This is a genomic window from Maricaulis sp. CAU 1757 (assembly GCF_054482675.1).
The window spans coordinates 987,281-1,001,997 of sequence record NZ_JBTLRI010000001.1; the positions used below are offsets into that span (position 1 = coordinate 987,281).

Consider the following 14,717-nt stretch of genomic DNA (forward strand, 5'->3'; position numbering starts at 1 on the left):
GTCAGGGCACGAGGCGGGCGGAAACCCCGTCTGCCAGGAGGCGTCCCTGCGGTGTGAGACGCACCCGGGTGCCGCTCTGCTCGACGAAGCCTTCCGCCGTCATCCGGGCCAGGCCATCGGGGTCCACGGACTGGCCGGTGCAGGCGTTCAGATGGGCCAGGTCGAGGCCGTCGGTCAGGCGCATGCCCATGAGAATGCGTTCGACCGCTTCCTGTGACGCATCGAGGCGCTCCAGTTCGATCGCCCGCCCGGTGCCGTCTGACACCGCCTTGGCGTATTCCCGCGGTCGCCGCAGCGTGCTGGTGGCGACGCGCCCGCCGGTGCTGGCCCGCCCGATGCGGCCATGGGCTCCCGGCCCGGCACCGATCCAGTCTCCGCCTTCCCAGTAGATCCGGTTGTGTCGCGACTGGTGCGCGACGCTGCGGGCATGGTTGGATATTTCATAGGCCGGCAGGCCGGCATCGGCGCACATGTCCTGGGTCAGCTCGAACAGGTCGGCGGCAAAGTCGGGCGGGGCGGCCAGGGTTTCACCGCGCTCGGCCCGCTTGCCGAAGGCGGTACCCGCCTCGATGGTCAGCTGGTAGGGCGAGATGTGGTCAAGACCGAGCTCGAGAGCGGCGCCGAGCTCGGCCCGCCAATCGTCCAGGCCTTGGCCGGCCCGCGCGTAGATCATGTCGATGGAAAGGCGCGAGAACGCGTGTTGCGCGGCTGAAATGGAGGCGCGGGCCATCTCGGCGTCATGATCACGACCGAGCTGCTTGAGAGCCGAATTGTCAAAGCTTTGCACGCCCAGCGACACCCGCTCGATGCCGGCTGCCGCCAGATCCGGAAAAGCTGCCGCATCATTCGGATTGGCTTCCAGGCCGATCTCGATGCCAGTCTCAAATCCCCAGAGCGCCTCGGCCCGCTCCAGGAAGGCACCGATCTGACGAGCCGTCATCAGCGACGGGGTTCCCCCGCCGAAGTGAATGCTGGCCAGGGCGCTGGGACCGGTCATCTCGCGCCACTGCTCCAGATTGGCCAGGATGGAGCCGAACAGCAGGTCCTCTTCGCCCTTGGGCCGATAGACGTTGAAGTCGCAGTACGGGCAGATCCTGGCGCAGTACGGCCAATGCACGTAAAGACCCAGCGCGTTTCCCAGGTCCTTCATCAGGAAAACTCGGCCTCGATAAGGCGCTCGAGGGCGCGGCCACGATGGCTGAGCGCGCGTTTCTCCAGCAGGCTCATCTCGGCAAAGGTGCGGCTCTCGCCGTCGGGCTGAAAGATCGCGTCATAGCCGAACCCGCCACTGCCACGCGGAGGCCACACGATGCGGCCGCTGACGCGGCCCTCGTAGAGCTCGACCTCCCGGTCCGGCCGGGCCAGGGCGATGACACAGATGAAATGGGCGGTCCTGTCAGCCCCGGGCTTCTCCTCCAATTCGGTGGCGACGCGCTGCATGGCCCTGTCGAAATCACGCGGCTGCCCCGCCCAGCGGGCGGAATAGATCCCGGGTGCCCCGCCCAGGGCATCGACGGACAGGCCGGAATCATCAGCCAGGCTTGGCATACCGGTCGCCTCGCAGGCGGCCCGGGCTTTCAACGCCGCATTGCCGGCGAAGTCCGGCTCGGTCTCGGCGGGTTCCGGCAGGGAGACCTCGGCTGCGCTTTTGACCGCCACCCCGTGCGGCTCAAGCAGGTCGACCAACTCCTTGATCTTGCCGGGATTGTGGGTCGCTAACACCCAGGTTTCGGTCGTCGACATGGCCTACCTTTCCGGTTCATGCATATCGCATTTCGAAAAATTCATATCGAAAAACGATATTTTTTGCTTGCGCGGCTCATTTTTTATGTTTATCGATAAACAACAAGGACGGAGACACCGTCCGGCGCACTCAAAAGCGCAACGAGAATAACGGTTTTTGGTTCGATACAGAAAAAAGGAAACAGTAAGATGGTCAGGTCCGACAATTCCGGCAGTCGCGTGTTCGCTTCGATTGCCATCAACATGGTTCTCCTGTTGTCGGTTGCAGTCGGCGCGTTCTATGCCATTGCACCGGTAACAGCTTGATTGGCACACACGGTTGAGGCCTGACGAGTGGACACAACGCTCGCAGGCCTCGATCGGATCCGAAGGAAGGGGCAGGCATGAAAACGCTGGGCCATGGCTCACTGGCATCGATCATAAAGGTCATACTGGACATCGTCTGGTACCTGGCCTGGGCACTGCTGTTCTTTGCCGCGCTGGTATTGTTTGCAGCCGCCGCCACCCTGGTGCTGGACTTCCTCGGCTACACACCGGGCGTTCTCGGCCAGATTCTGGACGGGGTTCGCACCCATGGCTGGGTCTATCCGATCTTTGTCGCCGAGATGGTGGCTTTCCTGGTCGTTATCGACCGCCTTCGGCGCATCTTCTCGACCCTGATCGCCGGTGACCCCTTCGTGCCGGAAAATGCCGGGCACCTCCGGGTCATCGCCATAGCGATCGCCGGCTACCAGATCCTGCGCCACGTCACCCAGGGCGCTGTCGCCATGGCGCTGACCCTGATGGACCAGCCGGTCGGCGGCGGGCTGGAGCTGACGGGAGCGGCGAATATCGATCTCGGGGCCTGGTTCGCGGTCGGCGCGCTCCTGGTCATGGCGGAAGTGTTCCGCGAAGGCGCGAAAATGCGCCAAGAACAAAAACTGACGATTTAGGGAGGCGCCATCATGCCCATTCGCGTCACCCTCGATCGCATGCTCCTCGAGCGCCGCATGTCGCTGACCGAACTGTGCGACCGTGTCGGCATCACCATGGCCAACCTGTCGATCCTCAAGACCGGCAAGGCCAAGGCCGTGCGCTTCTCGACCCTGGAAGCGCTGTGCCGCGAACTCGGATGCCAGCCCGGCGACCTGCTGGCCTGGGACGAGGAGGACGACGCCGACGCGGCCGAATAGGCGCGCGGCCTAACACAGGGTCACGGGTTTCGCTCGCTATGTCGGGCGGATCAGACGGCGGGAGCGGGCCTGCACGGTTGCCCCTTCCAAGTGAGCCGAGCGGGCCATTTCCAGCCCCCCAGCGCGCTCCCGCCGTCTGCCTTTTTTGGCATTTTTCTCACGAGTTGGCAAAGAGTTGGGCAACAAACGCCGGGCGGGAACCCGAAATGGTGCGCAGCTAGTCCCCGAACGTCGACGAGCTGCATTCCCCCTGTACGCTTGAACATTGATATCTCCACGTGCAATCTGGGACCAAGGACGCAGAAGTGGAGCTTTCGCCAGATGCATGTCGTCTTATCAGTCGCCGCAACCGTCGTGCTCGCAGGCCTGCACCCCACACCATTCCCCACCGAAGCGGAATTGCTGGACCCCCGCGGGGGTGAAGGGTGCACGCTCGCCGAGCATGCCTTCTGCCAGGTCGTGGGCGCGATCAGCGCGGAGGAGGCCCGTCAGCGGCTGGGGTCGGACTGGCAGGCCTACTGGCGCGAGGATGACATCCTGCATGTGGCGGCACGCCGGCCCGAAAACGTCACCGCGGTCCACATGTGTTGTGCGCTGCAGACCCACATGGAGCCCATCGAGCCGGGGCTGTGGGTCGCCAGCTACCAGCTTCCGCGACTGGACGAGGCCTTTATTGATGTCTGGCCCATCCCGCTGGCCGACCGGGAGCTGGCTCGGTGGGATGACAGGTTGCACTATTTCGGCTCTGACGCGCCGCCCCCTGTCCCCAAGCGGGAGTACCCGGAGGACCGGCTCATCCGGGAGGTCATGCCGCCGCGCGCGTTCGATCACGCCCGGACGGTCAACATCTATGTCCCGCCGTCCGGGGCTGGGCCGCATCCGGTTGTCTACATGGCGGATGGCGGCAATGCCCACGGGTATGGCGAAATCGCCGAGGCCTTGGCGGCCGAGTGCCGTGCCCGGGCGGTGATCATCGTTGGCATCGAGACCGAACATCGAGACGGCGACGACCTCCATGAGAGCTCGCGCTTGCGGGCGGCGGACTATTTGTGGGGGCGCGACCCGGATCGCTTCTCGGCGCATGAACGCTTCCTGATTGACGAGGTGATGCCCCACATCGAGTCGAACTATGCGGCGTCCACGGTCGCTGCGGAACGCCTTATATCGGGCAAATCCAACGGCGCCGCCTGGGCGGTTTCCACGGCTCTGCGGCACCCTGATCTGTTCGGCTCGGCCAGCGCTTCTTCCTTTGTCTGGAGGCAGGCCTTCGATGCCGCGGAAACGGTCAGCCCGGAGCCCGTCTTTCTGGTCAGCGCGGGTTTGTTTGAGCCGAGGGTCCTGGCCCACAGCGAATGGATCACGCAGCAGATCCGCGAGGGCGGCGGCCAAGTTGAGCTTCAGAGATTCGTCTCCGGCCATTCGCCCCTGGCGTTTGAGCAGCAGTTCGCGCATGCGCTGGAAGTCACGTTTCCCGCCACGCCAGAATGCGAACCGTCCGCCGATCTGGCCTTGGGGCAGGAGTGACCGAAATGTCCCGCCTGACCCGCTTCCCGCTCGCTTCCATGCTCTCCGCGTTGACCCTCGCAGTCGCTGTTGCCCCTCAAAGTGTCGCCGCCTCGCAGCCCGACGATTCCGGAGAGGACAGGGCTTTGCCGTGCGCACTCGATTCGGCGCCGGTTTGCCCCGTCGCCGGTGCCATCACGGCCGCAGAGGCCCGGGCCAGGCTGGGCGCGCAGGACAATGCCTATTGGCTGGATGAGGGCCTGGTGCATGTGGCCGCCCGGCGCGACCCGCAGATCGGGTCCGTCGAGATGTGCTGCGTGTTCCACACGAGCATGGAGAGACTGTCTGACGACGGGCTCTGGGGCATGTCCTACGAGGTCGCCCGGCTGGATGAAGCGGTGCTGGCGTTCTGGCCGTTGCCCCCGGTCTCGGCAGAGGGAGACGCCTTCACGGCGCGTCCGGTCTATCGCGGCCCAAACGCCCGCCCGGCTCCGCCGCGCACCGGAGCGTGGTCGGAGCACGCCGAGGCCCACCTCCTGCCCAGCACGGTCTATGGTCATGATCGCCGGGTTAGCCTGTACCTACCGCCCGGGGTGCCCCCTGCTGACGGATACCCGACCATATTCGTGGCGGACGGCGGTCGCGTACATACCCTGGCGCCGATAGCCGAAGCGCTGGCTGCAAGCTGCCAGGCACAGCCTGTACTCATGGTCGGCCTGTGGCCGGGCGAGGAGCATGGGGCCCCTGCGGTAGACGGGCTTAGCGGCCCAGCCAGTGATGCGAGGTCGCGCGAGTATCTCTGGAATGCTCATCCCGTTTCATTCGACCTCCATCAGCGATGGCTCATCGAAGACCTGTTGCCCCTCGCCCAAGACCGAGGCGGCTCGGCAAGACGGCAGGACCGGATGACATTCGGCGCGTCCAGCGGCGCGGCCTGGGCCCTCTCTACAGGACTGCTGCAGGCCGACCGGATTGCCCACGTCGCCGGCGCATCCCTTGGATGGGAAAGCGCTCGCGAGGCTGGGCAACCCGCGGCTCCAATCAACGTAATGATCAGTGCCGGCCTTTACGAACCCGGCTTCCATGCCGACAGCCGGGGCGTCGTCGCGGCCTTGCAAGCGGACGGCATAGCCGCCCGCTTTGTCGAGCTGGTCTCCGGCCATGGACCGGTTGCCTACGAAATGCTGTTCGCAGACGCCGTGAAGGCTGCCTTTCCCGCCGATCCGGACTGTGTCCCCGACACGCCCTAGCCCTCCGGCGTGAACAGCGCCTTGCCGGTCTTCAGGGCCTCGTTCTGCAGCTCGCAGAGGTCGCCGACACCCTTGCGGGCGAGGGCGAAGAGGGCGTCGAAATCGGCCTGGCTGATCGGCTTGTCCTCGGCGGTGGCCTGGATCTCGACGATGCCGCCACCGGCCGTGAGCACGTAGTTGGCGTCGGCCATGGCGCGGCGGTCTTCCTCGTATTCGAGGTCGAGACGGGCCTCGCCGTCGACGATGCCACAGGACACGGCGGCGAGCTGGCCGTGCACCGGCTCGGCCTTCAGCACACCTTCCTCGTTCAGGTAGTTGATGGCCTGCTTTAGGGCCACCCAGGCGCCGGTGATGGCCGCGGTGCGGGTACCGCCATCGGCCTGGATGACATCGCAGTCGACGGTGATCTGGCGCTCGCCGAGGGCGCCGAGATCGACCACGGCGCGCAGGGAGCGGCCGATCAGGCGCTGGATTTCCTGGGTCCGGCCGGACTGCTTGCCCGAGGCGGCCTCGCGACGCGAGCGGGTATGCGTCGAACGCGGCAACATGCCGTACTCGGCCGTCACCCAGCCCTTGCCGCCCCCGCGCAGCCACGGCGGCACATTGTCCTCGACACTGGCCGTGCACAGCACGTGGGTACCGCCGAAACGCGCCATGCAGGAGCCTTCCGCATAGGCCGAGACGCCGGTTTCAAGGCTGATTTCACGCAAGGCATCGACGGCGCGTCCATAAGGTCTCATGACAGGTTTCCTGTGGCGGGTGTGGGTTCGGCCCCACGCTCTAGCGGTCCCGCCGCCGCGCTTCAAGCGAGGTGTCCGTCGAAGGTGATTGAACGGACCGCCCGGGACGCTTAATTGAGAGCCATGTCCGAAGCCCGACCGCAATCCACCCTCGCCGCGCTGGACGCGCGCATGCGCGACATCTTCCGGGAGATCGTGGAAGCCTATCTGCGCACCGGCGAGCCGGTCGGCTCGCGCACCCTGTCGCAGTCGGGAAACTTCACCCTGTCACCCGCCTCGATCCGCAACACCATGGCGGACCTGGCCGATCTCGGCCTGCTCACGGCGCCGCATTCGAGCGCCGGCCGCATGCCCACGCATGCCGGCCTGCGCCTGTTCGTCGACGGGCTGCTGCAGGTCGGCGAGCTGAGCGAGGACGAGCGCAAGGCCATCGAGGGCAAGGTGGCGCTGTCTCGCAAGTCGACAGAGGACCTGCTGGGCGAGGCCTCGGCTCTGCTTGGCGGACTGGCCGGAGGCGCCGGCCTGGTGGTCACGCCCAAGCGTGAGGCGCCGCTGCGCCACGTGGAGTTCGTGCCGCTGTCGGCGTCCGAGGCCCTGGCCGTGCTGGTGTTCGCCGACGGCTCGGTGGAAAACCGGCTGATGCGCGTGCCCGACGGGCTGCCGCCGGTGACGCTGATCGAGGCCGGCAATTACCTGTCGGCACGGCTCAAGGGGCGCAGCCTGAGCGAGGCACGTGCGCAGATCGACCAGGAGATTGCCGAACACCGCTCGCAGCTCGACAAGGCGGCCCAGGGCCTGGTGCGCCAGGGGCTGGCCGAGTGGGCCGGCGGCGGCACTGCCGATCGCGCCCTCATCGTGCGCGGCCAGGCGCGGCTGCTGGAAAGCGTGCAGGCGGCGTCGGACCTGGAACGCGTGCGCATGCTGTTCGAGGACCTGGAACGCAAGGAAGGCCTGATCACCCTGCTGGACAAGGCCCGCGAGGCGGACGGGGTGCGCCTCTTCATCGGCGCCGAGAACCCGCTTTTCAGTCTGTCGGGTTCAAGCGTCATCGTGGCTCCCTATATGAATGCCGAGCAGGAAATCATCGGCGCGCTGGGTGTGATTGGCCCGACGCGTCTGAACTATGCGCGTGTTATCCCGTTGGTCGACTATACCGCCCGCGTGGTGGGCCAGATCCTGGATGGCGCGCGAAACCGAGAGTGAAAGACAAAGATGAGCGACACCGAGAACAAGACCGAAGACGAACTGGACGCCGGCGCCCCGAAGAATCCAGAGAGCGCCGCGGCCGCGGAACCCAAACAGGCCGAGGCCGGGTCTGACATTTCGGACCTGGCAGATGCCGGTCCGGCCCTGATCGAGCAGCTCAAGGCGGAGATTGCCGGCCTGCAGGAGGACAAGCTGCGCGCCCTGGCCGACGCCCAGAACACGCGCCGCCGGGCCGAAAAGGAAGTGGCCGACGCTCGGGCCTATTCGGTATCCAGCTTCGCCAAGGACCTGCTCGACGTCGCCGACAGCCTGTCGCGCGCGGTTTCGGCGCTTGACGAGAACGAGCTCAATGGCGCACCGCAGACGATCAAGAACCTGGTCGACGGCGTGGCCATGACCGAAAAGGCGCTGCTGTCCAAGCTGGAGCGCCACGGCATCAAGAAGGTCGACCCGCAGCCGGGCGACGCCTTCGATCCGCATGTCCACCAGGCCGTGGCCCAGATCCCGTCCGAGCAGGCGAACGGCAAGATCGCTGCCGTGATGCAGACCGGATACGTGCTCAAGGAGCGCACCCTGCGCGCCGCCATGGTCGCCGTGTCGTCGGGCCAGGCAGCGGCCGGCGGTGATGACGGTCCGTCGACGGGCGGCTCGGTCGACGTCAAGGCGTGAGCACCGGCCACGCCGGCCCATCGAGAACGCCGAACGGGCGGCTCCCAGGTCGGGTGCCGCCCGTTTTCATCGGGCCTACTTGCCGGTGATGACGAAGGTCTGGCCGTTGATGGCGCAGATATTGATCCCGTATTCCTCGAAGCGGGCGCCATCGGCAAAGTCATAGCGGAAATCGAACAGGCACTCGCCGGTCTCGCTGTGAACAGTGACCACGACCGCTTGGCCGCTGGCAATGTAGGCCGTGTCGAGAATGTTCGGGCCCCATTCCGGGCTGGATGAGGGGCCCGCGTACACCGCGACCATGTTCACCGCCGTGGCATTCTCCACGGTGAATGAGCTGGACAGGGCCTGGGAGAAGGCCACGCCGACAAAGAGAGCCGCCGACAGGCTGGACATCAAAACGCTACGGGCAAACATCTTGGGACGCTCCGGAGTGAAACTGGGGTGGCAGGACCGGCCAGGCCGACTGACCGGCGCGGACATTCTGCCTGCCCGGCCCCGCTGGCAACCGAAATCTTTCGCTCCGCGACGCCTCCCGACCGGCAGCGGCTTGACACCCTGCGCCCGAACCTGTGCCTAATCCGGAACTTGCCCGAACACGGGCCGGCGGGGAGGCCGAACATGTCGATCATCACGCAGCTCGCCGGCCTGGCGGGCACACCCGGGTTCGACGCCGAAATGGCGACCCAGGCCTACCTGGCCACGCTGGACGGGGCGGCCCGGGCGCGCTCGGACAGCTATTTCGAGGGCGGTTACTGGCTCATCCTGGTCAATGCCCTGGTCGGTCTGGGGGTCGCCTGGCTGCTCCTGGCCAGCGGGTTCGCGAAGGGATTGCGCACGCGGTTGCAGGACCGGCTGCGCTGGACCTGGCTGACCACACTCGCCTTCGCCGCGGTCTATCTCCTGGTGACCAGCCTGCTCACCCTGCCGCTGGCCCTGTATGAGGGCTTCTTCCGCGAGCATCATTACGGACTGTCGACCATGACAATGGGGGGCTGGCTGTCGGAATGGGGCATGTCCCTGGTTGTCAGCATGATCACCGGTGCGCTTTTCCTGACCCTGCTCTACGCGGTGATCCGCGCCGCCAAGGCGAGCTGGTGGATCTGGGGCACGACCCTCTCCGTCAGCTTCCTGGCCTTCCTGATTTTCGTGTCGCCGGTTTATGTCGCGCCGCTGTTCAACGACTACCAACCCATGGCGGAGGGCGAGCTGCGCGACGACATCCTGGCGCTGGCGCAGGCCAACGGCATTCCGGCTGATGATGTCTACGTGTTCGACGTGTCGCGACAGTCCAATCGCATCACCGCCAATGTCTCTGGCCTGTTCGGGACCACCCGCATCTCGCTGTCCGACACGCTGGTCGACAATACCGATCCGGACGAGGTGCTGGCCGTCATGGGGCATGAGATGGGCCATTACGCGCTCAACCATCTGTACGAGATGTTCGTCATGTTCGGCGTCGTGCTGGCGCTGGGTTTTGCCTTCACCGACTGGCTGTTCGGTTTCGTGAACCGGCGCTTCGGCCAACACTGGGGTGTGTCGGGCATTGGCGATGTCGCCGGCCTGCCTCTTCTCGTCGCCTGTATCTCGATCTTCTTCCTGATCACCACGCCAGTGTTCAACACGGTGATCCGGACCAATGAGGCGGAGGCCGACATTTACGGCCTCAATGCGGCACGGGCGCCCGACGGTTTCGCCACCGCGGCCCTGCGGCTGTCCTCCTATCGCAAGATCGAACCCGGAGCGCTGGAAGAATGGGTGTTCTTCGACCATCCGTCGGGCCGGGCCCGTGTCTTCATGTCGATGCAATGGAAGGCCGGACAGCTCGAGCTGGGCGCCTCGGACGTGTCGGCCGACCTGCGTCTCGACCGAGCCGAGGCCATCGCCGCCGATGTCGCGCGCATGGCAAACGCGGACTAGCCGGACAAAGCCGCATCTCCGGCTTGCCGGAGCGGACCATCGGCGCGTTATAGTCGGCGGTCACTGCAACAGGGTCCGGGTCTCGCGTCCGCGATCGCCGTAAGAGGATACACGAATGTTGCCACTGCCTGACTGGGCCGGCACAGCCCTTGTCGTGATCACGCAGATCCTGCTGCTTGGCCTGGCGCTATGCCTCGTCGTGTTCCTGGCCTTGCTGGTCATCGACTGGTTCCAGACCTCCAACACGATCCGGCGCAACTTTCCGCTGGTCGGCCGGATGCGCGACCTGCTGTCCGAACTCGGCGTCTATCTGCGGCAATACCTGTTCGCCATGGATCGCGAGGAGCTGCCGTTCAACCGGGCCCAGCGCAACTGGGTGTACTCCGCCTCGCGTGGCCAGCTCGGCATTGTCCCCTTCGGCTCGACCAAGCCGATGACGCCGGTCGGGACAGCGATCTTCGTCAATTGCCCGTTTCCGCTGCTCGACGACCACGCCGCGTCGACCGAGCCGCTGCGCATCGGGCCGCATGCCCGCGAGCCCTACGACGCCCCGTCCTTCTTCAACATTTCCGCGATGAGCTATGGCTCGATGTCCAAGCCTGCCGTGCAGGCGCTGTCGCGCGGGGCGGCCAAGGCCGGCATCTGGCTGAATACCGGCGAAGGCGGACTGGCACCGATGCATCTGGAAGGCGGCGGTGACATCGTCTTCCAGATCGGCACCGCCAATTACGGTGTGCGCGACATCGAGGGCCGGCTGTCTGACGAGAAGCTCAAACTGATGGCCGACATCCCGCAGGTCCGGATGTTCGAGCTCAAGCTGTCTCAGGGGGCCAAGCCGGGCAAGGGGGGCATCCTGCCGGCAGCCAAGGTGACGCCGGAGATCGCCGAGATCCGCGGCATCCTGCCCGGCGAGGCCTCGATCTCGCCGAACCGCCATCTCGATGTCGAAACCATTGGCGACTTGCTCGACCTGATCGGCCATATCCGCGAGGTCACCGGCAAGCCGGTCGGGTTCAAGGCGGCCATCGGGGCGTATGGCTGGATCGAGGATCTGTGCGAGGAGGTCCATCGCCGCGGCCACGAGAGCGCGCCGGACTTCTTCACCATCGACAGCGGCGATGGTGGCACCGGGGCGTCCCCCATGGCGCTGATGGACAATGTCGGGCTGCCGATCTCCGAGAGCCTGCCGATCGCCGCCCAGATCCTGCGCCGGCATGGACTGAAGGACCGCGTGCGCATCATCGCCTCGGGCAAGCTGCTGACCCCCGGCGCCGTGGCCTGGGCGCTGGCGGCCGGGGCGGACTTCATCCAGTGCGGCCGCGGCTTCATGTTTGCCCTCGGCTGCATCCAGGCGATGAAGTGCCACACCAACAAGTGCCCGACCGGCATCACCACGCATGACGCGAGGCTGCAACGCGGCCTGGTGGTCGAGGACAAGGCGGAGAAAGTGGCGACCTATGCCACGACGATCCGCCACGATGTCGAGATGATCGCCCATTCCTGCGGCGTCGCCGAACCCCGTCAGCTGCGCCGCAAGCATGTCCGCATCGTGCAGTCGGACGGGCGCTCGCGGCCGATGAACACGATGGACTTCATGCCACCGGACGAAGAGGGCGAGGAAGTCCGGCACCTACCGATGCAGGCCTAGGCCAGGTTGACCCGCCGCAGCGTCAGATTGATCCGCCCGCCGTCCGGGAAATACTCCCGTGGCAGGAGCGTCGAGGTGCCCGGATAGATCCGGTCGACACCGTGATGGCAGCGGCGGGCGGCGCCGCCGAGCACCACGACATCGCCGGACGACACGACAATAGAGCCGGTGCGGCCGCCGCGCTGCGGACCGCCGATGCGGAAGCGCGCCTTGTCGCCGAGCGAGACCGAGATGACGGCGGCGTCGGTGGCCGCCTCGTCGAGGTCGACATGCATGCCCATGCGGCTCTCAGGTGCGTACCAGTTGACCAGACAGGCCTCGGGCGCGGCCGGATAGCCGGCATACTCCTCCCACAGTTCGAGGAGGAGCGGCGGAATCGGCGCCCAGGGGGTGCCGGTTTCCGGGTGGGCCGGCTCGTAGCGATACCCCTTGTCCTTGTCGGTCACCCAGCCGAGCGGTCCGAAATTGGTCATGCGCACCGAGAGCGGCTTGCCCGTGCGCGGCATGGAGGGGCGCCAGAAGGGGGTTTCCGCCTGAACCCCGACAACCGTGTCGACCAGTTCTTGCTGGGCTGCCCGGTCGATGCGGCCGGGCAAGTAGCGAAAACCGTCGGGCAGGGAGAAAGGCGTGCTCATGGAGCCAACATGGCGTCCCGGACGCGCCTCTTCCACCCGCCAATGTGCCGCAGACGCGGCGCGCACTGAAAAATCGCTCACGCAATTGTGCATCGCTTGCGCTCCGGCCCTTGCGCACTCCGGCCGGCCTTCCTAAATCGCCTTGCAGACGCGGGGCCTGTCCCGGCGACACCTTTGAACCACGACCGGTGGGGCAACACCGGACCAGTACATGACGATCCCGAAGGGGACGGTGAGCGGAATGCCCGGTGCTTCTGTTGAAGGCCGGGACACGACCGAGCCGGTCCCGCTTGGACAAAACGGAGAGACGATCCATGAGTAAAGTTATCGGCATCGACCTTGGCACCACGAACTCTTGTGTCGCGGTCATGGAAAACGGCCAGGCCAAGGTCATCGAGAATTCCGAAGGCGCCCGCACGACCCCGTCCGTGGTGGCGTTCACCGAAGACGGCGAACGCCTGATCGGCCAGCCGGCCAAGCGCCAGGCGGTCACCAACCCCGACTACACCTTCTTCGCCATCAAGCGCCTGATCGGCCGCGTCATGGATGACCCGACGGTCAAGAAGGACGTCGACATGGTCCCCTACAAGATCGTGCCGTCGGAAAACAATGCCGCCTGGGTCCAGGGCCGCGACAAGAAGTACTCGCCCGCCGAAATCTCTGCCTTCACGCTGCAGAAGATGAAGGAAACGGCGGAAAGCTATCTCGGCGAGAAGGTCGAGAAGGCCGTCATCACGGTTCCGGCCTATTTCGACGACGCCCAGCGCCAGGCCACCAAGGATGCCGGCAAGATCGCCGGCCTGGAAGTCCTGCGCATCATCAACGAGCCGACCGCGGCGGCCCTAGCCTACGGCCTCGACAAGGGCGAGAACAAGACCATCGTGGTCTATGACCTCGGCGGCGGCACGTTCGACGTCTCCGTCCTGGAGATCGGCGACGGCGTGTTCGAGGTGAAGGCCACCAATGGTGACACCTTCCTCGGTGGTGAGGACTTCGACATGCGCATTGTCGAGTATCTCGCGGACGAGTTCAAAAAAGAGAACGGCATCGACCTGAAGCAGGACAAGTTGGCCCTCCAGCGCCTCAAGGAAGAAGCCGAGAAGGCCAAGAAGGAACTGTCCTCCGCTTCGTCCTACGAAGTGAACCTGCCCTTCATCACGGCTGACGCGTCGGGTCCGAAACACCTCAACATCAAGCTCTCCCGCGCCAAGCTGGAAGCCCTGGTTGAAGACCTGGTCAAGCGCACCCTCGAGCCGTGCAAGCGGGCCCTGAAGGATGCCGGCCTGTCGGCTTCGGATATCGACGATGTGGTCTTGGTCGGCGGCATGACCCGCATGCCCAAGGTCCAGGAATCGGTGAAGGGCTTCTTCGGCCGTGACCCGCACAAGGGCGTCAACCCGGACGAGGTGGTGGCCATGGGTGCCGCCATCCAGGCCGGCGTGCTGCAGGGCGACGTGAAAGACGTCCTGCTGCTCGACGTGACCCCGCTGTCGCTGGGCATCGAGACGCTGGGTGGCGTGTTCACCCGCCTGATCGAGCGCAACACCACGATCCCGACCAAGAAGTCCCAGGTCTTCTCGACCGCCGACGACAACCAGACCGCGGTGACCATCCGCGTGTCCCAGGGTGAGCGTGAAATGGCGGCCGACAACAAGCTGCTCGGCCAGTTCGACCTGGTCGGCATCCCGCCGGCACCGCGCGGCCTGCCGCAGATCGAGGTCACCTTCGACATCGACGCCAACGGCATTGTCAACGTGTCGGCCAAGGACAAGGCGACCGGCAAGGAGCAGGCGATCCGCATCCAGGCCTCCGGTGGCCTCAGCGATGAGGACATCGACCAGATGGTCAAGGACGCCGAGGCCAATGCCGACGCGGACAAGAAGAAGAAAGAGCTCGTCGAAGCGCGCAATGGTGCCGAGGCCCTCGTGCACCAGACCGAGAAGCAGCTCGAAGAGTTCGGCGACAAGGTCCCGTCGGAAGACAAGGAAGCCATCGAGACTGCGCTGAACGAGCTCAAGGAGGTCAAGGAAGGCGACGACGTGGAAGCCATCCAGGCCAAGACCCAGGCGCTCGTCCAGGCCTCGATGAAGCTCGGCGAAGCCATCTACTCGGCCCAGCAGGCCGAAGGCGGCGACGACGCCGAAGCGACGTCCGGGGACAAGGGTGACGATGATGTTGTCGACGCCGAATTCTCCGAGGTCGACGACGACGCCAAGAAGGACTCCTGAGTG

The 14,717-nt window shown here is 65.7% G+C and carries 14 protein-coding genes; 9 read left to right on the plus strand and 5 right to left on the minus strand.

Annotation, left to right across the window (positions count from 1 at the left end):
- Position 1: 1 nt before the first annotated feature.
- Positions 2 to 1,150, minus strand: a complete 1,149-nt coding sequence (gene hemW / locus ACXYMR_RS04590; RefSeq protein ID WP_458941574.1) for a radical SAM family heme chaperone HemW — start codon at positions 1,148 to 1,150, stop codon at positions 2 to 4.
- On the minus strand, positions 1,150 to 1,743 hold the full coding sequence (rdgB, locus tag ACXYMR_RS04595; protein WP_458941575.1) for an RdgB/HAM1 family non-canonical purine NTP pyrophosphatase: 594 nt from the start codon (positions 1,741 to 1,743) through the stop codon (positions 1,150 to 1,152). Before rdgB ends, hemW begins: the two co-directional genes overlap by 1 nt.
- Positions 1,744 to 2,126: 383 nt before the next feature.
- Between rdgB and ACXYMR_RS04600 the strand changes: the two genes are divergently transcribed.
- The 4 genes from ACXYMR_RS04600 (at position 2,127) to ACXYMR_RS04615 (ending at position 5,668) form a co-directional block, all read left to right on the plus strand.
- On the plus strand, positions 2,127 to 2,675 hold the full coding sequence (locus ACXYMR_RS04600; RefSeq protein ID WP_458941576.1) for a DUF2975 domain-containing protein: 549 nt from the start codon (positions 2,127 to 2,129) through the stop codon (positions 2,673 to 2,675).
- A gap of 12 nt (positions 2,676 to 2,687) precedes the next feature.
- Entirely contained in the window at positions 2,688 to 2,915 is a 228-nt protein-coding gene (locus tag ACXYMR_RS04605) for a helix-turn-helix domain-containing protein (RefSeq protein ID WP_458941577.1), read from the plus strand.
- Between the two features lie 258 nt (positions 2,916 to 3,173).
- Positions 3,174 to 4,439, plus strand: coding sequence for an alpha/beta hydrolase (locus ACXYMR_RS04610; RefSeq protein WP_458941578.1), 1,266 nt, complete (start codon positions 3,174 to 3,176; stop codon positions 4,437 to 4,439).
- Positions 4,440 to 4,444: 5 nt separating this feature from the next.
- A complete protein-coding gene (locus ACXYMR_RS04615; RefSeq protein ID WP_458941579.1) occupies positions 4,445 to 5,668 on the plus strand; it encodes an alpha/beta hydrolase in 1,224 nt (407 codons plus the stop codon).
- Here ACXYMR_RS04615 and rph read toward each other — a convergent pair.
- Positions 5,665 to 6,408 (minus strand): ribonuclease PH, encoded by a 744-nt coding sequence (gene rph, locus ACXYMR_RS04620; protein WP_458941580.1) that lies wholly within the window; start codon positions 6,406 to 6,408, stop codon positions 5,665 to 5,667. The genes ACXYMR_RS04615 and rph overlap by 4 nt on opposite strands.
- Before the next feature lie 123 nt (positions 6,409 to 6,531).
- Between rph and hrcA the strand changes: the two genes are divergently transcribed.
- Both hrcA and ACXYMR_RS04630 read left to right on the plus strand, forming a co-directional pair.
- Entirely contained in the window at positions 6,532 to 7,611 is a 1,080-nt protein-coding gene (gene hrcA, locus ACXYMR_RS04625; protein WP_458941581.1) for a heat-inducible transcriptional repressor HrcA, read from the plus strand.
- A gap of 9 nt (positions 7,612 to 7,620) precedes the next feature.
- On the plus strand, positions 7,621 to 8,283 hold the full coding sequence (locus tag ACXYMR_RS04630; protein WP_458941582.1) for a nucleotide exchange factor GrpE: 663 nt from the start codon (positions 7,621 to 7,623) through the stop codon (positions 8,281 to 8,283).
- A gap of 75 nt (positions 8,284 to 8,358) precedes the next feature.
- Here ACXYMR_RS04630 and ACXYMR_RS04635 read toward each other — a convergent pair whose 3' ends face one another.
- Positions 8,359 to 8,700 carry a hypothetical protein gene (locus ACXYMR_RS04635; protein ID WP_458941583.1) on the minus strand — a complete coding sequence of 114 codons (342 nt, stop codon included), beginning with the start codon at positions 8,698 to 8,700 and terminating at the stop codon, positions 8,359 to 8,361.
- A 204-nt stretch (positions 8,701 to 8,904) separates the two neighbouring features.
- Between ACXYMR_RS04635 and ACXYMR_RS04640 the strand changes: the two genes are divergently transcribed.
- Both ACXYMR_RS04640 and ACXYMR_RS04645 read left to right on the plus strand, forming a co-directional pair.
- On the plus strand, positions 8,905 to 10,203 hold the full coding sequence (locus ACXYMR_RS04640; protein WP_458941584.1) for a M48 family metallopeptidase: 1,299 nt from the start codon (positions 8,905 to 8,907) through the stop codon (positions 10,201 to 10,203).
- 115 nt (positions 10,204 to 10,318) lie between these two features.
- Entirely contained in the window at positions 10,319 to 11,851 is a 1,533-nt protein-coding gene (locus tag ACXYMR_RS04645) for an FMN-binding glutamate synthase family protein (RefSeq protein WP_458941585.1), read from the plus strand.
- Here the strand turns inward: ACXYMR_RS04645 and ACXYMR_RS04650 are convergent.
- Positions 11,848 to 12,486, minus strand: a complete 639-nt coding sequence (locus ACXYMR_RS04650) for an alpha-ketoglutarate-dependent dioxygenase AlkB family protein (RefSeq protein WP_458941586.1) — start codon at positions 12,484 to 12,486, stop codon at positions 11,848 to 11,850. The genes ACXYMR_RS04645 and ACXYMR_RS04650 overlap by 4 nt on opposite strands.
- A gap of 314 nt (positions 12,487 to 12,800) precedes the next feature.
- Between ACXYMR_RS04650 and dnaK the strand changes: the two genes are divergently transcribed.
- Complete coding sequence (dnaK, locus tag ACXYMR_RS04655; protein WP_458941587.1) at positions 12,801 to 14,714, plus strand: molecular chaperone DnaK; 1,914 nt, start codon at positions 12,801 to 12,803, stop codon at positions 14,712 to 14,714.
- Positions 14,715 to 14,717 lie beyond the last annotated feature (3 nt).